The sequence below is a fragment of the Nocardia sp. NPDC003963 genome, from assembly GCF_053605105.1.
In genome coordinates, this window is record NZ_JBSGIP010000001.1 from 1264059 (window position 1) to 1284052 (window position 19994).

19 protein-coding genes are annotated in these 19994 nt (G+C 69.0%); 6 read left to right on the top strand and 13 right to left on the bottom strand.

What is annotated here, in order from left to right:
* The first annotated feature begins 176 nt into the window (after positions 1–176).
* From ACWEWT_RS05820 to yczE, 3 genes are all read left to right on the top strand, one after another.
* Positions 177–3437: an arabinosyltransferase domain-containing protein gene (locus tag ACWEWT_RS05820; RefSeq protein ID WP_452557683.1), complete on the top strand. Its 3261-nt coding sequence runs from the start codon at positions 177–179 to the stop codon at positions 3435–3437.
* 226 nt (positions 3438–3663) lie between these two features.
* On the top strand, positions 3664–4827 hold the full coding sequence (locus ACWEWT_RS05825) for a lipase family protein (RefSeq protein WP_452557684.1): 1164 nt from the start codon (positions 3664–3666) through the stop codon (positions 4825–4827).
* A gap of 202 nt (positions 4828–5029) precedes the next feature.
* On the top strand, positions 5030–5692 hold the full coding sequence (yczE, locus tag ACWEWT_RS05830; RefSeq protein WP_452556572.1) for a membrane protein YczE: 663 nt from the start codon (positions 5030–5032) through the stop codon (positions 5690–5692).
* A 90-nt stretch (positions 5693–5782) separates the two neighbouring features.
* On the opposite strand, the gene ACWEWT_RS05835 is transcribed toward yczE, so the two are convergent.
* Positions 5783–5956: a CsbD family protein gene (locus ACWEWT_RS05835; RefSeq protein ID WP_452556574.1), complete on the bottom strand. Its 174-nt coding sequence runs from the start codon at positions 5954–5956 to the stop codon at positions 5783–5785.
* 197 nt (positions 5957–6153) lie between these two features.
* Here ACWEWT_RS05835 and ACWEWT_RS05840 point away from each other — a divergent pair, with 197 nt between their 5' ends.
* A complete protein-coding gene (locus ACWEWT_RS05840) occupies positions 6154–7245 on the top strand; it encodes an acyl-CoA thioesterase (RefSeq protein ID WP_452556576.1) in 1092 nt (363 codons plus the stop codon).
* A gap of 100 nt (positions 7246–7345) precedes the next feature.
* Here ACWEWT_RS05840 and ACWEWT_RS05845 read toward each other — a convergent pair whose 3' ends face one another.
* Positions 7346–7993 (bottom strand): TetR/AcrR family transcriptional regulator, encoded by a 648-nt coding sequence (locus tag ACWEWT_RS05845; protein WP_452556578.1) that lies wholly within the window; start codon positions 7991–7993, stop codon positions 7346–7348.
* Between the two features lie 62 nt (positions 7994–8055).
* Complete coding sequence (locus tag ACWEWT_RS05850) at positions 8056–10035, bottom strand: heavy metal translocating P-type ATPase (RefSeq protein ID WP_452556580.1); 1980 nt, start codon at positions 10033–10035, stop codon at positions 8056–8058.
* A 92-nt stretch (positions 10036–10127) separates the two neighbouring features.
* Here ACWEWT_RS05850 and ACWEWT_RS05855 point away from each other — a divergent pair, with 92 nt between their 5' ends.
* Positions 10128–10490, top strand: coding sequence for an ArsR/SmtB family transcription factor (locus ACWEWT_RS05855; protein ID WP_452556581.1), 363 nt, complete (start codon positions 10128–10130; stop codon positions 10488–10490).
* A gap of 32 nt (positions 10491–10522) precedes the next feature.
* Here ACWEWT_RS05855 and ACWEWT_RS05860 read toward each other — a convergent pair whose 3' ends face one another.
* On the bottom strand, positions 10523–10870 hold the full coding sequence (locus ACWEWT_RS05860) for an ArsR/SmtB family transcription factor (protein WP_452556583.1): 348 nt from the start codon (positions 10868–10870) through the stop codon (positions 10523–10525).
* A gap of 45 nt (positions 10871–10915) precedes the next feature.
* On the opposite strand from ACWEWT_RS05860, the gene ACWEWT_RS05865 reads away from it, so the two are divergent.
* Positions 10916–12253: an MFS transporter gene (locus tag ACWEWT_RS05865; protein ID WP_452556585.1), complete on the top strand. Its 1338-nt coding sequence runs from the start codon at positions 10916–10918 to the stop codon at positions 12251–12253.
* On the opposite strand, the gene ACWEWT_RS05870 is transcribed toward ACWEWT_RS05865, so the two are convergent.
* The 9 genes from ACWEWT_RS05870 to ACWEWT_RS05910 form a co-directional block, all read right to left on the bottom strand.
* Positions 12250–13026: a DUF6390 family protein gene (locus tag ACWEWT_RS05870; RefSeq protein ID WP_452556587.1), complete on the bottom strand. Its 777-nt coding sequence runs from the start codon at positions 13024–13026 to the stop codon at positions 12250–12252. The two genes, ACWEWT_RS05865 and ACWEWT_RS05870, sit on opposite strands and share 4 nt — an antisense overlap.
* The gene (locus ACWEWT_RS05875; RefSeq protein ID WP_452557685.1) at positions 12996–14057 is read right to left on the bottom strand and encodes a HoxN/HupN/NixA family nickel/cobalt transporter; all 1062 of its coding nucleotides are present in this window, start codon (positions 14055–14057) and stop codon (positions 12996–12998) included. The genes ACWEWT_RS05870 and ACWEWT_RS05875 overlap by 31 nt, the downstream gene beginning before the upstream one ends.
* A gap of 93 nt (positions 14058–14150) precedes the next feature.
* Positions 14151–15224, bottom strand: coding sequence for a hydrogenase expression/formation protein HypE (hypE, locus tag ACWEWT_RS05880; RefSeq protein WP_452556589.1), 1074 nt, complete (start codon positions 15222–15224; stop codon positions 14151–14153).
* Positions 15217–16329: a hydrogenase formation protein HypD gene (gene hypD, locus ACWEWT_RS05885; protein ID WP_452556591.1), complete on the bottom strand. Its 1113-nt coding sequence runs from the start codon at positions 16327–16329 to the stop codon at positions 15217–15219. Before hypD ends, hypE begins: the two co-directional genes overlap by 8 nt.
* Positions 16326–16649 carry a HypC/HybG/HupF family hydrogenase formation chaperone gene (locus tag ACWEWT_RS05890; protein WP_452556594.1) on the bottom strand — a complete coding sequence of 108 codons (324 nt, stop codon included), beginning with the start codon at positions 16647–16649 and terminating at the stop codon, positions 16326–16328. The genes hypD and ACWEWT_RS05890 overlap by 4 nt, the downstream gene beginning before the upstream one ends.
* 19 nt (positions 16650–16668) lie before the next feature.
* Positions 16669–18939, bottom strand: a complete 2271-nt coding sequence (gene hypF, locus ACWEWT_RS05895; RefSeq protein WP_452556596.1) for a carbamoyltransferase HypF — start codon at positions 18937–18939, stop codon at positions 16669–16671.
* Positions 18936–19178: a HypC/HybG/HupF family hydrogenase formation chaperone gene (locus ACWEWT_RS05900; RefSeq protein ID WP_452556598.1), complete on the bottom strand. Its 243-nt coding sequence runs from the start codon at positions 19176–19178 to the stop codon at positions 18936–18938. The genes hypF and ACWEWT_RS05900 overlap by 4 nt, the downstream gene beginning before the upstream one ends.
* A gap of 2 nt (positions 19179–19180) precedes the next feature.
* Complete coding sequence (locus ACWEWT_RS05905) at positions 19181–19645, bottom strand: hydrogenase maturation protease (RefSeq protein ID WP_452556600.1); 465 nt, start codon at positions 19643–19645, stop codon at positions 19181–19183.
* 13 nt (positions 19646–19658) lie between these two features.
* Positions 19659–19979 (bottom strand): hypothetical protein, encoded by a 321-nt coding sequence (locus ACWEWT_RS05910; protein WP_452556602.1) that lies wholly within the window; start codon positions 19977–19979, stop codon positions 19659–19661.
* Positions 19980–19994: the final 15 nt, after the last annotated feature.

A 19994-nucleotide genomic window follows, 5' to 3' on the forward strand; every position in this document is an offset into this window, starting at 1 on the left:
TGTGGAAAAGTGCCATTTCACCAGCCCGCCGTCCGGTCTCGGTGATTCGGTTCGGCCATCGCTGCTGTTCACACAGTTACGGGAAATTCCGCGCCTGAACGCGGGCTGAGAATCCCGCGCCCGATTCCTCCGGTTACGAATGCGTCACGATACGATCGCGCCCCGTGACGGACACCATGGTGCGGGCGGACGAGGCGCCCACGGGCGAGCAACCACCACCACCGGGGCCGGCATACGGTAGATGGGCGGTATGGACCGCCCTGGTTTCCGGCCTGCTCGCCACGGTCCTCGCGGTCGCGGTACCACTGCTCCCGGTCCACGTGGACAAAACGACTCTCACCTGGCCACAGCAGGGATCGACCGGCAGTATCACCGCCCCGCTGATGTCCTATGCGCCGCTCACCTTCGATGTCACCGTCCCCGGCGCGGCGCTGGAACAGCTGGCCGAGACCGGCGGACAGGCCGCCGCGACCATGCCCGCGGACGCACCCGATCTCGAGAAATACGGGTTCGTGGCACGAGTACAGCCCGCACAGGACGGTAGACCGGCTCGCCTCGAGGTGGTGCTGCGCAGCCAGTCGATGTTCAGCGCGCCGCTCGACGAACTCCGTGACGCCACGCTCACCGTGCACTCCGACAGCTCCGCCACCACGGCCGAATTGACCGGGACCGCGACCGAACCGCTGTTCCTGGCCGGCGATTTCCGGCCACAGCTGGTCGGTGTGTTCAGCGATCTGACCAGTTCGGCGGGAACCAGCGTCACGGTGGAGGTCGACAGCCGGTTCTCGGTCACACCGACCTTCACGAAACGCACCGCGACGGTGCTGGCCGTCGTACTCGCCGCGGTGGCCCTGGTCGCGCTGTTACAGCTCGACCGGTCCGACGGTCGCCGGGTCCGGCGTCTGCTGCCGGAGCGCTGGCGCACTTTCACCGGTATCGACGCCGGTGTGCTCGCGACCCTGGTGCTGTGGCATTTCATCGGGTCCACCACCTCCGACGACGGCTACCAGTTCGGTATGGCGCGTACCTCGCTGGTGTCCGGCTATATGGCCAACTATTTCCGGTTCTTCGGTGTCCCGGAGAACCCGGTCGGTACGCCGCCCTACGATGTGATCGCGCATATGACCGAGATCAGCACGGCCAGCCCCTGGGTGCGCCTGCCCACGCTGCTGGCCGGGTTCCTCGCGTGGCTGGCGCTGAGCCGGGAGGTGGTCCCCCGGCTGGGAGCCGGGCTGCGCCGCGACAAGATCGTCATGGGCACCGGGGCGCTGGGTTTTCTCGCCATCTGGCTGCCCTACAACAACGGCCTGCGCCCGGAACCGGTGATCGCGGTAGCCGTCCTGCTCACCTGGGTCTTCGTGGAACGCGCCATCGCGAGCGGCCGGATGCTGCCGTACGCGATCGCCATCATGATCGCGGCGTTCAGTCTCACCGCGGCGCCGTCCGGGGTGATCTGTTTCGCGCCGCTGGCCGCCGGCGCCCGCTCGGTGGTGCGGTTCGGTATCCGGCGTGCCCGCGCACTGGTGCCGGCGAGCGAGCGCGCCGGACCGGGTGCGCAATGGCCGGCCCGGATCCTCGCCTACGGCGCGCTGCTGGCCCCCCTGGCCGCGGCCGGAACCCTGGTGCTGGTCTTCGCCTTCGGTGTCCAGCCCCTGTCCGCCATGTTCGAGATGACACGGGTGCACAACGCGGTCGGCCCGGCGGTGCCCTGGTTCGACGACTGGCAGGCCTATCAACGGCTGTTCACACCCACCGCGGACGGTTCGATCGGCCGCCGGTTCGGCGTGGTCGCCATGTGGCTCGGACTGCTGGTGTGTGCCTTCGTACTCCTGCGCAAGGGCGGACGTATCCCGTTCGTCGCCTCCGGTCCGGCGAAACGCCTGCTGGGTATCACCTTCGGGGCGATGCTGCTGATGGCGACCGTGCCGACCAAATTCACCCATCACAACGGAGTCTTCGCCGGTCTGGCCGGTGCGGTCGCTGTCGTCACCGCGGTGGCGGTCGGGCCGAAAGTCATGCGGGCGCCGCGGTATCGCGCGCTCTTCGCCGCCATCGTGGCGGTGGCGATGGCACAGATCTTCACCGGCGTCAACAAATGGTTCTACGCATCCGGCCACGGCATTCCGTGGTGGGATTCGGCGCCGACGATCGCCGGTATCGGGATGAGCGAGATCTTCCTGACCCTCGCCGTCCTGTGCCTGGTGCTGGCCGGGTGGTGGCACCTTCGGGCGCCGGAACCGGGAACACCGCACCGGGTTTCGCCACATGCCTGGCGGCTGGTGAAGATTCCGCCGCTCACCGTCGCCGCCGCCGTGATCGTGGTCTTCCAGGTCGGTTCGTTCGCCACCGCCGCGGCCACGCAGTATCCGGCGTTCTCGCTGGCCCGCTCGAATATCGATGCGGTACGCGGGCAACCGTGCGGACTGGCCGACGATGTCCTCGTCGAATCCGATCCGAACGCCTCGATGCTCGCACCGCTGGCCGGTGACCCGGCCGGCGCCTTCGCGGCCGAGGCCACCGGATTCGTACCCGGCGGGGTTGCCGACGTCACCTCCGACGACGACGCCTCGGCGGACGACAACAGCATCGCCGCCGCGCTGAAGGACACCAACGACGGCACCTCGGTCACGCAGACCGGCGGCGCGCCGTTGCCTTTCGGGCTGTCCGACGATACGCCGGTGCTCGGTACCGCCGGGCAGCAGGAGGCCGCCGAACTGACCACCGGCTGGTACCGCTTACCCGAGCCGGACGACCGCTCCGGGATCATGGCCGTCACTGCCGCGGGGCGGTTCCGGGCGATCACCCAGGACGGCGAGGTGATGCCGGGCCAGCCCGTGGATATCGAATACGGTGTCGCGGATTCGGCGGCCGGCGCGCGGTCGCTCGGCGAGGTGATACCCATCGATATCGGCCCGACCCCGTCCTGGCGGAATCTGCGCGTCCCGCTGGACGAGATTCCGGACGACGCCGATGTGGTCAGGATCGTGGCCAAGGACAAAACGCTCGATCCCGACCAGTGGATCGCGTTGACCCCGCCCCGGATTCCGCAGACGCGCACGCTCAACGATCTGATCGGATCGGATCAGCCGGTACTGCTCGATTGGGCGGTGGGCCTACAGTTCCCGTGCCAGCGTCCGTTCGACCACAAGGACGGTATCGCCCAGGTCCCCGGCTGGCGCATCCTGCCCGACCGCCCGGCCGCGAACACCACCAATCTCTGGCAGCGTCACGACGGCGGCGGACCACTGGGCTGGACCCGGCAATTGCTGCGCTCGCAGACCCTGGCCACCTACCTGAAGAACGACTGGAGCCACGACTGGGGACAGCTCCAACGACTCACCCCGCTCGACGGTTCGGCCCGCACGGCCACGCCGATGGTCGGTCAGGAGAAACACCCGGGCCTGTGGAGCCCCGGTCCGATCAACGTCACCTGGTGACCGGGGTCGCCGGGCCCACCGCGGGCCCGGCGCCGCGACAGCCGGAAGCGGCCCGGGACTCCGGGTGAGAACTCGAAGTGAACCGGAAGAAGCCGCGAGACAACGCGACTGGAACACGTGTCTGCACAGTTTCTCCGCCGGGTTCCGTGATACTTGTCGCGTGCAGATCCCGAGAACCGATCGAACTCTCTTCGTGCGCGCCGTCGGCGCCGCACTCCTCGGCATTATGGCCGTGGTGTCCGTGATCGGCGCGAGCCCAGCCGTGGCAGTGCCCATCTACCCCGTACCCGATCCGGATCCGTTCTATGCCGCACCGGCCGATATCGATGCCCGATCCCCCGGGGAGGTGCTGGACACCCGGGTGATGCCGCCGCTACCGATATTCCCGGGGACCACCGTGACCCTGGTGAAATTCCGCTCGGCCGATTCGACCGGGCATCCGATCGCAGCGACCTCGACGGTGCTCACCCCGCACTGGCGGGCCCCGGACGGGCCGCTGTTGTCCTATCAGCACATCATCAACGGCCTCGGAAGCCGGTGCGCGGTCTCCCGGGTCCTCTACACCGAGGACCCCACCCTGCAGGTGCGCGAGGCCGCCGCATTGAACGTGGCGCTGGCCCGGGGCTGGAGCGTGGCACTACCGGACCATCTCGGCCCGAGCTTCGCCTACGGCGCGGCGCGCCTGGGCGGCCAGATCACCCTGGACGGTATCCGGGCGGCACAGGCCGCGGGTCTGGGCCTACAGCACAGCCGGGTCGCCATGGCCGGTTACTCCGGCGGCGGTATGGCCACTGCGTGGGCCGCCGCGCTCGCCCCGGAGTACGCGCCCGACCTCGAGATCGCCGGGGCGGCCACCGGGGGCGTACCGATGAACCTGGTTCGCATGATCGAAGCCGTGAACACCGGACCGCATCCCGCGTTCGGCCTGGTGCTGGCGGCCGGTATCGGTCTCGAACGTGAATACCCCGACCGCTTTCCCATCAGCGAATCGATGAACACCCGCGGGCTGCTGACCCGGAACACGGTGGCGAACGGCTGCACCAACGAGATATTGGCCGCCGGAGCCGGGCGCAGTGTGGCCGAATTCGCCGGCGATATGTCGATGGTCAGCGATCCGGACGCCCGGGCGGTGCTCGAGGAGAACAGTCTCGAATTGTTCGACGGCACACCCGATATACCTGTGCTCGAATGGCATTCGGCCAGCGATCCGCTGATTCCGGTGGATTCCATCGTCCGTACCAATGAACGCTACTGCGCGGCCGGGGTGCCCCTCCAGGCGGAACTGACGCTATCGCCGGAGCATCTGTCCGCGGCGGTACTCGGTGTGCCCGCGGTCCTCATGTGGCTCGAGGGCCGATTCCGCGGCGACCCCGCGCCGTCGAACTGCTGACACCCGGGTTCATCGAGCGGGCCGTACGGTCCACTCGATCGTCCGGAGGAATCCGGCGGTGGACCGCGTCCCGGATTCGGGGCGCGCGCACCGACCGGCCACGAAGTGGGTACGCGACCCCGGAACTCCCGGCCCCTCGTCGAGGTCCAGTCGCATAGAGGTGGCTCTGTACGACCGAGCCGGCGCCGGGAATGCTCGCCCTATGATCAGACGTGTCACCGCGCTGTTCGCCGGTCTCTGGCTCTACGGCTTCTCGATGGCCGTGATGATCCGCGCCGCAGTGGGTTTGGACCCCTGGGACGTTTTCCACCAGGGTGTCACCCGGCAGGTACCGCTGAGCTTCGGCACCGTGACCGCGCTGACCGGCGTAGTGGTACTACTGGCCTGGATTCCCCTGCGTCAGTGGCCCGGTGTGGGCACGGTGAGCAATGTACTGGTCGTCGGCATCTCGGTCGACGTAGGGCTGCTGATACTTCCCGAATGGGAGTCGATACCGGTCCGGCTGGGCGCGATGGCGGCGGCGGTGGTGCTCAACGCCGCGGCCAGCGTGCTCTACATCGGCGCAGGTCTCGGACCGGGCCCGCGCGACGGTCTCATGACCGGCCTGGTCCGGCGGACCGGCTGGTCCATCCGGCTGGTGCGTACCGTCCTCGAAGTATCGGTCCTGACGACCGGATGGCTCCTCGGTGGCAGTGTCGGTATCGGCACGGTGGTCTACGCGATCGCCATCGGACCGCTCATCCAGCTCATGGTTCCGCTGGTGGCGGGACGGTTGCCCGGATTCGACACGGCACCGAAGACCGAGCCCCGGCCGGCCCATACACGCCCGAGTCGCGGCGACGATCAGGTCCGATCGCGTACCTGACCGAAGACTCCGCGTCCGGCCACGGCACGATATCTCCGCACGTCGAGTGGGCGACGCCGGTTCCCCGCATCGCCCACTCGTACGCTCGGCTCAGTCGCGGAAGGCGTCCTTGACCTTCTCCCCCGCGTCCTTGAGGTTGGACTTGACCTGATCGGCCTTGCCCTCGTTCTCCTTGTCCTGGTCGCCGGTGGCCTGCCCGAGCTTTTCCTTGGCCTGACCGGCGAGATCTTCGGCCTTGTTGTTCAACTTGTCCGAAGCACTCATCGCCTGACCTCTCTCGTCGGGTGTGCCCGGCCTGCTGTCCGGCCGGTCGTGGGGCGATTAACCACCGACCGCGGTCTCAAACAGCCCGGCGCGAATCGTTCCTGGGCCACCCGCCGTCCGGCCCCGGCCGCCGGACTTTCTCCAGTGCCGGTGGCGCACTACTCGCCCGTAGCGTCGCGGCTGCCTATCCTCCACCGATGACAACGGAGTCGGGAACCGTCCATCCGTCCATCCGAGCAGATCGGCAGGCTGTGACTACGACAACTATCGAACCCCTCCCGACTCCGGCCGCGTCCGGCAGACGGCCCGAGGCGATCCATCGTTTCCTCGTCAAACCCACCGAGGCGGGTATCGCGGGCGCGGTGGACGGCGGCAAACTCCTCGAATGGATCGATAAGGTCGCCTACGCGGCGGCGGCCCAGTGGAGCGGGCGCTACTGCGTCACCGCCTACGTCGGCAATATCCACCTGGACCGGCCGATCGTGGTCGGCGAACTGGTCGAGTTGCACGCGAATCTCGTCCACACGGGGCGGACGAGCATGCATATCCTGGTCAGCGTCTATTCGACCGACCCCACCCGGCAGAAACCGGTCCAGTCGGCCCAGTGCCTCACCATTTTCGTCGCTGTCGACGACGAACGCCGGACCGTCGAGGTGCCCCAGTGGGAACCGTCCACCATCCTCGAACTGCGGCGCCACCGGCAGGCCAGGGCACGTATCTCGGTCCGGAAGCGAATCGAGGAGGCGATGGCGGCACAGCGCTACACGGCGGACGGTACCGCGCCCAGCGCGACCCTGCGTTTCCTCGCGGCCCCGTCCGATATCAACTGGGGCGGCAAGGTCCACGGGGGCCGCACGATGGGGTGGATCGACGACGCCGCCTATGTCTGCGGCGCCGATTGGGCCGGGCAGCATGTGATCACCTCCTATTTCGGAGGTATCCGCTTCTACCGCCCGATCGTCATCGGCCATATCGTGGAAGTCACCGCGCGGCTCATCCACACCGGGCCGCGCAGTATGCATATCAGCGTGCACGTGACCTCGACCGACCCGCATTCCGACGAACCCGCGCTCGCCGCGCACGGCCTGGCGGTCGTGGTGGCGGTGGACGCCAACGGGAAGGCCCGCCCGATCCAGCAGTGGACACCGGTGTCCGACGAGGATCGTTCCCTGGCCGCCCATGCCCGCCACCTGGTCGATCTGCGGGCGGAGGCAGAACCGTTCGCCACCGCTGCCGATCTGCCGGCCGACGCCGAACCCAGCCACTTCCGCGCGCCGATACCGGGTTGACCCGGGGCGCCCGGCCGGCCCTGCGTGAGCACCGCGGGCCGATGCCGGAGCGGCTGCGCCCGCTCCCCGCGTACTCCACGGAGACGGACCGGTCGTGTTCCTAGGCTGTGCCTTCCGATTCGGCGGCGGGGCCACCGGCGGTTCCGGCACCCGGCGGAGCGATCCCGTATTTCATCAGCGGAACGACGGTCGTCCGGACGAACGTGCGCGCCGCCTCGGGATCGGTGAAATCGACACCACCGACGCCCGGGGTCAACATCAGCGAATGCGCCAGGCGGGCAATGAGTTCGGCGACCGGGTGCGGGTCGTAGCGGTCGACCAGGCCGGCGTCCTGGGCGTGTGTGAGCATATCGACGATGTAGTCGATACCGATGGCGACCAGCCGCTCCCCCTGCACGGTGTAGAACCCGAGCGCCTCCTCCGGCGCCACCCGCAGCAGCTGGGTCACCAAGCGGTGGATCCGGGTCTGCAACAGCACATGCAGTATGGTCTCCTCGATCTGGGCCTCCACCGTGGTGGCCGTGGTGGCGATCGCGGTGACCTCGGTCAGCATCCGCTGGGTCTCCCGTTCCAGGACGGCCTCGACCAGATTGTCCTTACCGGCGAAGCGCCGGTGGATGGTGATCCGGTTGAGCCCGGCCCGCCGGGCGATATCTTCGAGGCTGGCCCGCCGGATCCCGACCTGCAGAATCCTCTCCAGTGCGGCGTCCATGATCGCTTCGTCGACGCTGTCGCCACTTTCAGCCATGTAACCAATATACAAATTCGGTTACATAACCGAGTGGACGGCCGAGCCGGCGCCGCCGCCTGCTACCGGTCGGTGCCGGCGGCGCGGTGCCAGGCGGCAGTGCGCAGCAGACGCAGGCCGTTGAGCCCGACCAGGATCGTGGAGCCCTCGTGGCCCGCCACTCCGAGCGGCAGCGGCAGCGTACCGAAGAGATCCCACGCCACCAGTACCACGATGAAGGATGCGGCGATCACCAGATTGGCGGCGACGACCCGGCGAGCACGCCGGGCCAGTGCGATCACCGCGGGAACAGCGATGAGATCGTCGCGCACGATCACCGCGTCGGCCGTGCGGAGCGTGAGATCCGAACCCACTCCGCCCATCGCGATACCGGCGTGCGCGGCGGCGAGCGCGGGCGCGTCGTTGATGCCGTCACCCACGACCGTGACGCCGGCGCCACCCGCACGCAGCTGCCGGACGGCGGCGACCTTGTCGGCGGGGAGCAGTCCGGCCCGGATATCGGCGATACCGACCCGGGCGCCCACCCGGTCGGCCGCCGCCCGGTTGTCACCGGTCAGCAGTACGGGGACAGTTCCGGTCAGGCGCCGTACCGCCTCGACCGCCGCCGCGGCTTCCGGACGCAGCTCGTCGGCGAGAGCGAGGACCCCGACGGGACGGTGGTCGCGCGTCACCACCACCGCGGTGCGGCCGCCCGCTTCCATCGTCGCGACCGCGGCAGCCGCCGCCGCGGCGGCGGAGCCCACCTCGGCATCCACCGGCAGTACCGCCGGCGAGCCGACCGCGATGCGATATCCCTCGACACGGGCGCTCACACCGCGCCCCGGATGCGCGATGAAATCATCCGCGGGAGGTACGTCGAGCCCCCGCGCACCGGCGGCCCGGACGACAGCTGCGCCGAGCGGATGTTCACTGGCCCGTTCCGCCGCCGCCGCGAGCCGGAGCACTTCGCTCGCGCCGGATCCGCCCGCCGGGCACCGGATCTCGGCCACTTCGGGAGTGCCCCGGGTCAGGGTTCCGGTCTTGTCGAACGCGAGCACATCGGTGGTCCCCAATTTCTCCATCGCGACCGCGGACTTCACCAGGACACCGTGGCGGCCCGCGGTGGCGATCGCGGCGAGCAGCGGCGGCATGGTCGCCAGCACCACCGCACACGGAGAGGCGACGATCATGAACGTCATCGCCCGCAGCAGTGCGCGCTGCACGGTATCGCCGAACAGCAGCGGGACCACGAAGATCGCCAGTGTGGCCACGACCATCGCCACCGAGTAGCGCTGTTCGATCTTCTCGATGAACAGCTGCGCACCGGCCTTGGTGCGGCTCGCCTCTTCCACCAGCGCCGCGATCCGGGCGACCACCGAATCCCGCGCACGGCGATCGACCCGGATCCGCAGCGCGCCGGTGCCGTTGACCGTGCCGGCGAATACCTCGTCCCCGGCGGATCTGTCCACCGGCAACGGTTCCCCGGTGATGGTGGCCTGATCGACCTCACTGCCACCGGATACGACTGTGGCGTCCGCGGGAATCCGTTCGCCGGGCCGCACCAGGACGGTATCGCCGACCGCGAGATCGGCGACCGCGACCGTCTCCTCCCCATCCGATTCGGTGACCCGGGTCGCGGTATCCGGAGCGAGATCGAGCAGCCCGCGTACCGAATCCTCGGTCCGGGCGCTCGCGAAGGCTTCCAGCGCGCCCGAGGTGGCGAAGATGACGATCAGCAGGGCACCGTCTCCGACCTGCCCGATCGCCGCCGCACCGAAGGCCGCGGCCACCATCAGCAGATCCACGTCCAGAGTTTTCTCCCGTAATGCCCGCAGGCCCGCCACGGCCGGTTCCCACCCCCCGGCTGCGTAGCAGGCCAGGTAGAGAGACCACCACAGCCAGTCCGGGCCGCCGGTGAGCTGCGCCGCGCCGCCGGCCCCGAAGAACGCTACTGCCGTTGCCGCCCATCGTGTTTCGGTCAGCGAGAAAAGACTCGTACGACGGACGGCCACCGGTGCGGGTACCGATGTCACGACAGTGGGCGTACGCGTCGGAACAACCACGGGGCACCTCCACAGGGAACGAACAGATCAGCCGACAATAACAGAACACATGAACATGTCTTCATCTCTGCTGGTTGATATGCTGTTCGCTTATGGGACACGGGGTCGAAGGCCGGGACCGCCCGACCACACGGTTGGACGCCGACGCGGCGGGCCGGGTCGCGACAACGCTGCAGGCGCTGGCGACGCCGAGCCGGCTACTGATCCTCAGCGAACTCCGGCAGGGACCGCTACCGGTGACCGAACTCGCGACAGCGGTCGGCATGGAACAGTCCGCGGTCTCCCATCAGCTGCGGCTGCTGCGGAATCTCGGACTGGTCACCGGCGCGCGCGCCGGGCGCAGCATCGTCTACAGCCTCTACGACAACCATGTCGCCCAATTGCTCGACGAAGCGATCTACCACAGCGAACACCTGCGTCTGGGACTCGCCGACCGCCCCGAAGCGGCCGGCTGAGCCGAACCCGCACCGCGCGCGGACCTGAGATCTCAGTCGTGGTCGGGTATCCCGCGTACGTGATGCTCGGCGGCGTTCAGCGCTTCGACCAGTAGGCGGCGCACATGCCCGCCCCGGGTGCGGTAGAGCATGCGCCGGCCGTCGCGCCGCCGGATCACCAGCCCGGCGAGTTCGAGTTTGGCCAGATGCTGCGATACCGCGGGCCGGGCCAGCGATACCCGTTCGGCCAGCGAACCGACATCCAGTTCGTCGCCGCTCAGCAACCACAGGAGCCGCAGCCGGGTGGGGTCCGACAGCATCCGCATCGCCCGCGACGCCGCCTCCACGAGATCCGGGGGCGGAAGTTCGGACCAATGGCTACTACTATCGTGTGCGTACACGAGCACATATTCTGCCGGTGCTCGGAACGGATCGAGGAGTCGAGGGTGTCACTGTTCGGCCATCGCGCCTACCGGCGTCTGTTCACAGCGCAGGTATCGGCGCTGGGCGGCACCGGTCTGGCGACCGTGGCGCTGGGCCTGCTGGCCTATCAGCTGGCCGGCCGGGACGCGGGCCTGGTGCTCGGCACCGCACTGACGATCAAGATGGTCGTCTATGTATCGGTGGCACCCGTGGCGGCGGCGTACGCGGATCGGCTGCCGCGGCGCGGACTGCTGGTCGGGTTGGACCTGGTACGAGTCGCGGTGGCGCTGACCCTGCCGTTCGTGCACGAGGTGTGGCAGGTCTACCTGTCGATCGCGGTACTGCAGACCGCGTCGGCGGTGTTCACCCCGGCCTTCCAGGCCGTACTGCCCGATATCCTGCCCGACGAGCGCGACTACACCCGGGCCCTGTCCGCCACCCAACTCGCCTCGACGATGGAGAACCTGCTCAGCCCACTGGCGGCGGCGCTGCTGCTCACGGTGCTGGACTTCCACTGGTTGTTCGCCGGGACCGCCCTGGGCTTCCTCGCGTCCGCGGCGCTGATATCCGGTACCGCGATCCCGGACGCCGCCCACCGCGCCACGACCGGGATATGGGACCGCGCCGCCGCGGGAATGCGGATATTCGCCGCCACCCCGCGCCTGCGTGGACTGCTCGGGGTGAACATGGTGGTGGCCGCGGTGGGATCGGTGGTGATGGTCGATACCGTCAACTACGTCCGGGATGTCCTGGGCGGCTCACCGTCCGATGTCGCGGTACTGCTGGCGGCCAATGGTTTCGGCACGATGCTCGCCGCGCTGGCGCTGCCCCCGGTGCTGGACCGGGTACGTGAGCGCCCGATCGTACTGACCGGCGCGGGCACGCTGGTACTCGGTATCGCCGCCGCGATGGCGATGGCGCGCACCGATACCGGTAGCCGGACGGGCGCCCTGATGATCTGGCTGGTCATCGGCGCCGGTACCGGGCTGGCGATCACCCCGGTGGGGCGAATACTGCGCCGCTCCGCCCGGCCGCAGGACCGGCCGGCCCTCTTCGCCGCCCAGTTCTCACTGTCGCATCTGTGCTGGCTCCTGGCCTACCCGCTCGCGGGCGGGCTCGCGACCGCGGTGGGTTTCGCCTTCGCCTGGACCGTCCTGGCCGCGGCCGCGGTCGGCGGGCTGGTAGTCGCGATCCGATGCTGGCCGCGCAACGACCCGGCGGCGCTCGGGCATATCCACGACGACCGAGCCGATCCGGATCATCTGCACGACGCCGTGCCGGTCGGCGCGGCCACCTATCGGCACACGCACACCTTCGTCATCGACGACGACCACCGGCGGTGGCCCACACCAGTCGGCTAACCGGCCAGCCTCCGGTTGGTGACCCGCAACTGCCGAGCGGTCGTCGCGGCCAGGGTGCGTACTTCGGCCAGGGTCAACGGACCGCACAGCCGGTCCCAGTGCAATGCGACGAGCTGCCCCGGGGCCGCGTCCGGAACCGCGGAGAACCCGTCTTCCCAGACCGGCACCGCAACCGGCTCCGGTGCCCGGAGGAACAGTCGGCTCCCGTCGAAATCCAGGCGGCGGCATCGCACCGTCAGGACATCCCCGTCGCGGGCCGATACCGTGCCCCAGCCGATCCGGCACCGGTCGAGCACCCGGATCGGTTGCTCCCCGCCACGATCGAGCAACCGGGTCCACGGATAGATGCCGAAGACGTGGAAGCAGTGATTCGGCGCCGCCTCCCCGGCCAGCCGATCCCGGGTCAGATACTGCCAATAGGTTCCCGCGGCCGGGCCGATCACCGCGAGCAGTTCGGTGACGAACGCGGCCGGATCCAGCGCCGCGCCGATACCGCCACCGAGCCAGTAGGACGCGACGAGCCGGTGATCGAGCGGATCGGCGATACCGGTCATCCCTGACATCACCCGGAGATAGGGCCAGGCCCCGGTGAAATGGCGCGCCGCGGCCCGCACCCGCTCGTCGGAGCCCGCGCGCAGGTCCGAGGTCCCGGCCGGGCCGCAGTAGCCGAGCCGGTTGGGCGCGTAGGCGAATCGGGCGAACATCTCGGTTCCCCGGGCGGTGACAGCATTCGGGCTCGTGTTCACGGGTCCACCGGCAATCCGCGCCGCCATCGCTGTTCGACCTCGCCGAACCGCCACACCGCGACAGCGACAGCCCAGGTCACCACGAACAGGCCGACGATGATGAACCCCATCGCGCCGAGGTCGAGCGAACCGATCCACGCGAGCGGGCCCGAGGTGAGGTCCAGTTTCTCGGTCATGATCGAGATGATCTCCTGGGCACCGATCAGCAGGGCCACCGCCACCGAGAGACCGGTGACCACGAAGTTGTAGTAGATCTTGCGCACCGGGCCCGCGAACGCCCAGCCGTAGGCGTAGTTCATGAAGGTCCCGTCCAGCGCGTCGAACAGCGACATACCCGCCGAGAACAGCACGGGCAGTACGAGAATCGCGTACCAGGGCAGATCGGTGGCCGCGGCGCCACCGGCGATGACCAGCAGGCCCACCTCGGTGACGGTGTCGAACCCCAGCCCGAACAGCAACCCGACCGGATACATCTGCCAGGGTTCGCGCACGGTCCGGATCAGCGGGCCGAACACCCGGTTGAGCGCGCCGCGGTCGTCGAGCCGGCGTTCGAGTTCGGCTTCGTCGTACCGACCGCCGCGCATCCCGCGGAACACCCGCCAGATCCCGATCAGCGATACCAGGTTCAGCAAGCCGATCAGGATGAGAAACGTCCCCGAGACCCCGGTACCGAACACACCGGTCCAGTGCTGTAGACGCGAATTGTCGTCCTGCAGATTGACCGCGAGCGCCTTCACACCTGCCGCCAGCAGGGCGACCAGAGCGAACACCACGGTCGAATGCCCCAGCGAGAACCAGAACCCGACCGAGAGCGGCTTCTTGTTCTCGGCGACGAGTTTGCGGGTCGTATTGTCGATGGCCGCGATATGGTCGGCGTCGAAGGCGTGCCGCATCCCCAGGGTGTAGGCCGTGATCCCGAGCCCGGCGCCGAAGACCGCCCCGTCCACGAGATAGCCGCCGGGCACCACGAGCAATAGTAACGTCGCGAACCCGATCACGTGCAGGGCGACGATCGTGAGACTCAACCCGGCGACACTGCGCCGCTGCGCCGGGTCCAGATCCGACCATCCCCGCCGCACAGCGGCCACCGATATCCGCACCGTCGGTGTCCCTCGTTCCTTCCGGGCGGCAGTCCGATCGGGGCTGCCGCGTCAACAGATCCGCGGCAGCTGCTCCCCGGCGGGTAGGTCGACCACCCGGGTGCCGCCGAGCGCGGTACGCGCCACCACCATTCCCGGATGCTCCTCGACACAGGTACCGATCACCGCCGCACGGGCCCCGAGCGGATGCGCGCGCATCGCCGCCAGCACCCGCTCCGCGTCCGCGGGGGGTACGAAGGCGACCAGTTTGCCCTCGTTGGCCACATACATCGGGTCCAGGCCGAGCAGTCCGCAGGCGTCACGGACCGCTGCCGGTACCGGCAGCGCGGATTCGTCCAGTGTGACGCCGATACCGGCGGCGCGGGCGATCTCGTTCAGGGTCGCGGCGACTCCGCCACGGGTCGGATCGCGCAGCGCGTGCAGGTCCGCACCGGTTTCCAGCATGGCCGACACCAGTCCGCCCAACGGTGCGGTATCGCTGAGTACGGTGGTACCGAATTCCAGCCCCTCCCGGCAGCTCATGACGGCGATCCCGTGTACACCGATATCGCCGCTGACCATGACGACATCCCCCGGGGCCGCCCGCTCGGGCCGGATATCGACGCTCGCGGCGAGCACCCCGATACCGGTGGTGTTGATGAAGATCCCGTCCCCGTGCCCGGCGTCGACGACCTTGGTATCGCCGGTCACCAGCGATACGCCGGCCGCCGCGGCCGCGGTGCCGAGCGCCTCGGCCACATGGGCGATCTCGGACAGGGCGGTTCCCTCCTCGAGGATGAAAGCGGTGGACAGCGCCAGGGGTCGCGCGCCGGCCATCGCGAGATCGTTGACGGTTCCGTTCACCGCCAGCTCACCGATCGAACCACCCGGGAAGACCAGCGGTTTCACAACGAAGGAGTCGGTGGAGAACGCCAGCCGGGTATCGCCGATCGCGAGTACCGCCGAATCCCCCATACCGGCATCGGCGGCCGCACCGAAAGCCGGGAGGAACAGATGCTCGATCAGTTCGCCCGACATGGCACCGCCGCCGCCGTGGCCCATCACGATATTCGGCGCGTCACGTAACGGCATCGGACAGACCCAGCCGTCCATATCGACGGCGGGCGTCTTCAGGTCTTCACGCATGGGCCACCTCCGCACGCTGGTCCAGGCGGCGGTACAGGTAGTAGGCGGCACATGCGCCCTCCGAGGACACCATGGTCGCGCCCAGCGGATTGCGCGGTGTGCACTGGGTACCGAACGCGGCACATTCGTTCGGCTTGATCAATCCCTGCAACACTTCCCCCGACCGGCAGACCGCCGATTCGGCCGCATGCAGATCGCCGACGGAGAACCGGTGTTCGGCGTCGTAGTCGCGGTAGCGCGCCGACAGCCGCCAACCGCTGCCCGGGATCATCCCGATACCACGCCAGGCGCGGTCGGTCACCTCGAAGACATCGTCCAGCATGGCCTTGGCGGCCGGGTTCCCGGCATCCGATACCGCGCGCGGATAGGCGTTCTCCATCTCGTACCGGCCCGCCTCGAGCTGCGCCACGGTGCGGCGGATGCCCTCGAGGATGTCCAGCGGCTCGAACCCGGTGACCACCATGGGCACCCGGTACCGCCGGGCCAGCGGTGGATACTCCTGGGTGCCCATCACCGTGCACACATGCCCGGCCAGCAGAAAGGCCTGTACCCGGCACTGCGGCGATTCCATGATCGCGGCGATCGCCGGGGGCACCAGCACATGCGACACCAGCAGCGAGAAGTTCTCGATACCGAGCCGCTGGGCCTGATAGACGGTCATCGCGTTGGCGGGCGCGGTGGTCTCGAATCCGATCCCGAAGAAGACAACCTGCCGGTCCGGATTGGCCCGAGCCAGTTCCAGCGCGTCCAGCGGTGAGTAGACCACCCGGACGTCTCCGCCTTCGCTCTTCACGTGGAAGAGATCCTTCTCGCTGCCCGGAACCCGCAACATATCGCCGAACGAGCAGAAGATGACCCCGGGCCGCGCGGCGATCTCGAGCGCCTTGTCGATAACCTCCAGGGGCGTGACGCATACCGGGCAACCCGGACCGTGGATCATCTCGATCTGATCCGGGAGCAGCTGATCGATCCCGTGCCGGATGATCGAATGCGTCTGCCCGCCACATACTTCCATGATCGCCCAGCGACGGTCGGTGGTGGCGCGGATCCGGTCGAGAAGTTTCTTCGCCAAGTGCGGATCACTGAATTCGTCGAGATATTTCACGGCTCCTCCTCGGGGTCGCGCGGCTGCGGCGCCGCCGGGTTGTCCACTCCGGCCTGCGCGGCCGCGACGGCGAAACCATCGGCGAATTCCTCGTTCAACACCCCGAGGTGTTCGAATTCGGCCAATGTGCGCAGGGCCGATTCCTCGTCCAGTCGCTGGATGGCGAATCCGACGTGCACGACGACGTAGTCACCGATCGCGGCGTCCGGGATGTACTGCAGGCATACGTCCTTGTGCACCCCGCCGAAATCGACGACCGACATCAGGGTGCCGTCGCGCTCCTCCAGGCTGAGCACCTTTCCGGGAACTGCCAGGCACATGATCGTCCTCCTTCTCCGCTCAGCCCGCGGCCACCGCGAGCACCTGTCCGAACGCGAGGCCCCCGTCGTTGGGGGGCAGCCGGTGATGGGTGAGCACGGTGAAGCCGTGTTCCCGTAGTAGTCGCCGGGTGGCCGACAACAGCAGGGCGTTCTGGAACACGCCGCCCGAGAGGGCGACGCATTCGGCCGGACCGGCGCGGGCCAGCGCGATATCGAGCACCAGCTGTGCGAGGGCGGCGTGGAAACGGGCCCCGATCACCGCCGCCGGTACCTCGCTCGCGGTATCGGCGACCACCGCCGCGAGGACCGGGGCGGGGTCGATCGACGCCGGATCGCTACCGGAATCGACCGCGAACCGATACTCCGCACCACCTGTTTCGCCGCGCCGGGAAACGCCTTCGAGTTCGATGGCCGCCTGCGCCTCGTACTCCACCGTGTGCCGGACCCCGGCCAGCGAGGCCACCGCGTCGAACAACCGGCCCATGCTCGAGGTCGGGACACAACCCAGTCCGGTGTCGAATTGATGGGCGAGCACCGCACGTTCGGCGGCCGGGCAGGCGCGCACCGACGCGATCGCGGGCGACCATTCGATCCCCGCCGCCCACAGATGCGCGAGCGCCATCCGGTACGGCCGGCGCACGCTCGTATCGCCGCCGGCGAGCGGTACGTACTTCAGATGCGCCAAGCGCCGGTAGCCCTTGTATCCCGCGGCGAGGATCTCGCCGCCCCAGACGGCGCCGTCGGGACCGAACCCGGTGCCGTCGAAGGCGATTCCCAGTACCGTCTCGGCCGGGCCGAGACCGTGCTCCCCCATCACCGCCGCGATATGGGCATGGTGATGTTGCACCGTATGCACCGGACGCCCGTTCGCGTGGCGGCGCGCCCACTCCGTGGACCGGTAGCCGGGGTGGGTGTCGGCGGCGAGCTGCACCGGGTGGACACCGGTGAGTTCCCGGAGATGCCGCTCGGTGGCGTCGAAGGCGCGCAGTGTCGCCAGATCGTCCATATCGCCGGTGTGCTGGCTCAGCCACGCGTATCGGCCGTCGGCGACCGCGCAGACGTTCTTCAGATCGGCGCCCACGGCGAGTGTCGGTGCCACGGGTACGGGCAGTGCGAGCGGCAGTGGCGCGTATCCGCGCGACCGGCGCACCGGCGATTCGGCACCGTCGACCAACCGCACCACCGAATCGTCACAGGGCACCAGGATCCGGCGGTTGTGCCACAACCACCCGTCGGCCAGACCGGCCAGGCGTTCACCGGCATCCATATCGTCGTAGCAGATCGGCTCGCTGCTGCGGTTGCCGGAGGTCATCACCAGCACATCGGGTCCCGGCGGGTCACCCGGAAGGCCGAACAGCAGCGTATGCAGCGGGGTGTAGGCCACGAGCACACCCAGATCGGGGTTGTCCGGCGCGACGGACGCGGCGATTGCGCGCCGGCCACGTGGCAGCAGGACGATGGGGCGCTGCGGTCCGGTCAGCAGCGCGGCGGCCGCGGCGTCCACGACGGCGATCTCGCGGGCGGTCGCGAGATCGGGCACCATCACCGCGAAAGGTTTCCCGCCGCGACGTTTCCGGCGGCGCAGCTCGGCCACCGCGGATTCGTCCGCCGCGTCGCAGGCCAGGTGGTAGCCGCCGATCCCCTTCACCGCGAGGATTCCCCCCGCGCGGAGCAGTTCACGGGCCGCGGCCAGTGGTTCGCCGCCGCCCGGCCCGGTGTAGTACAGGCTCGGCCCGCAGTCGGGGCAGGCGATGGGCTGCGCGTGGAAGCGGCGGTCGGCGGGATCGTGGTATTCGCGCGCGCAGCGGTCGCACATGGGGAAATCGGCCATCGAGGTATTCACCCGGTCGTAGGGCAGCGCCGCGATGATGGTGAACCGGGGCCCGCAGTCGGTGCAGTTGACGAAGGGGTGCCGGTAGCGACGATCGGCGGGGTCGCGCAGTTCGGCGGCGCACGCCGCGCAGAGGGCGATATCCGGTGCGGCGAGGGTGCGTCCCGGGCCGCCGGTGGTATCGGCGATATGGAATCCGGTGCCCCCGCGTGGCGCCAGTTCGGTCCGCTCGATCGATTCGATCACCGCCAGTGGCGGCGGAGCGTCCCGCAGACGCGATTCGAATTCCGCGAGATCAGCCGGGCCGCCCTCGGTTTCGATGACGACACCGCTGCTGTCGTTGGCTACGCTGCCGCTCAGCGACAGCTCCGCGGCAGTGGTGTACACGAACGGCCGGAAACCCACGCCCTGTACGACGCCGCGCACCACGAACTTTCGCCGCGCCCGATCCCCGGTCACGGCTGCTCACCGCTCCCGAGCAGACGCAACCCGGCCATCGCCGCGGCGGCGCCCGCCTCGTCGGTCTTCTCGACCGCGAAGCCCATATGGATGATCACCCACTCACCGGGCCGCGCCGGATCGTCCTCGAGCAGACCGATATTCACCCGGCGCTGTGCACCGGATACGTCCACCAGGGCGAGCTGGCGGTGATATCCGTCGGGGATCTCGACGACCCGGCCCGGAATTCCGAGACACATGGTCACACCTCCTGACGTGGTCGCCGCAGATCGGCCACCACGCGTCGCACTTCCCGCGCGGCCGCGTCCACCGCGTTCTCGACCGGCGCGGACAAACCGATCCGCTCGTCCACCGACTCGACCTGGCAGCCGACGAGCACGGTGGGGGGAACGGTGCCGCCCAGCGCGCGGACACCGGCGAACACCGCCGCCGGGTTCATCGCGTGCGCGTCGAGTTCCACGGCGCCCGCGCCGCCGGTCTCGGCCCGCAGCACCTCGACCAGGCCGGGTGTACCACGATCGGGAATCGCGTCGATCAGGACCAGCGCGTCCCAGCCGTCGAGCAGGTCGTAGGCCAGATGCATACCGCGGATGCCGTAGTCGACCACGCGCACACCGGTCACCGGATGGTCCGGCAGCCGCCGCACCACCTCGGGTCCGAAACCGTCGTCGCCGAGGAAGATATTGCCGATCCCGGCGATCAGCACGGTATCCGTCGGATCACCTCTCTTCCGCGGTCGGCGCGGTCGCCCCGCCGACCTTCTTGTCGTCCGCCGTCCCGGTAGCCGTCTCCCCGGGCTCGTTCGCGGTCGTTTTGCGATCGCTGTAGGGCGGAACCGGCGGTTCGCTGCCGGGGGCCGGCTCCGAAGTGAACTCGGCCTCGCGTTCGGCGGCTTCATCGGGCACGGAGGTCGTCTCCTCGTGACCGAGATCGCCCGGTTCGCGCTCGGTGCCGCCACCTGCCGCAGTGTCCGATCCGGTATCACGCGAGCCCGGCTCGCCGCGGACCTCCTGCGGTTCTCCTTTCGGGTCCTGCATCATGTCTCCTTCCGATCC

Coding starts and splice junctions, on each gene's coding strand:
- ACWEWT_RS05820 (WP_452557683.1), top strand. CDS start 177: ATGGTGCGGGCGGACGAGGCGCCCACGGGCGAGCAACCACCACCACCG.
- ACWEWT_RS05825 (WP_452557684.1), top strand. CDS start 3,664: ATGGCCGTGGTGTCCGTGATCGGCGCGAGCCCAGCCGTGGCAGTGCCC.
- yczE (WP_452556572.1), top strand. CDS start 5,030: ATGATCAGACGTGTCACCGCGCTGTTCGCCGGTCTCTGGCTCTACGGC.
- ACWEWT_RS05835 (WP_452556574.1), bottom strand. CDS start 5,956: ATGAGTGCTTCGGACAAGTTGAACAACAAGGCCGAAGATCTCGCCGGT.
- ACWEWT_RS05840 (WP_452556576.1), top strand. CDS start 6,154: ATGACAACGGAGTCGGGAACCGTCCATCCGTCCATCCGAGCAGATCGG.
- ACWEWT_RS05845 (WP_452556578.1), bottom strand. CDS start 7,993: ATGGCTGAAAGTGGCGACAGCGTCGACGAAGCGATCATGGACGCCGCA.
- ACWEWT_RS05855 (WP_452556581.1), top strand. CDS start 10,128: ATGGGACACGGGGTCGAAGGCCGGGACCGCCCGACCACACGGTTGGAC.
- ACWEWT_RS05870 (WP_452556587.1), bottom strand. CDS start 13,026: ATGGCGGCGCGGATTGCCGGTGGACCCGTGAACACGAGCCCGAATGCT.
- hypE (WP_452556589.1), bottom strand. CDS start 15,224: ATGCGTGAAGACCTGAAGACGCCCGCCGTCGATATGGACGGCTGGGTC.
- ACWEWT_RS05890 (WP_452556594.1), bottom strand. CDS start 16,649: ATGTGCCTGGCAGTTCCCGGAAAGGTGCTCAGCCTGGAGGAGCGCGAC.
- ACWEWT_RS05900 (WP_452556598.1), bottom strand. CDS start 19,178: ATGTGTCTCGGAATTCCGGGCCGGGTCGTCGAGATCCCCGACGGATAT.
- ACWEWT_RS05910 (WP_452556602.1), bottom strand. CDS start 19,979: ATGATGCAGGACCCGAAAGGAGAACCGCAGGAGGTCCGCGGCGAGCCG.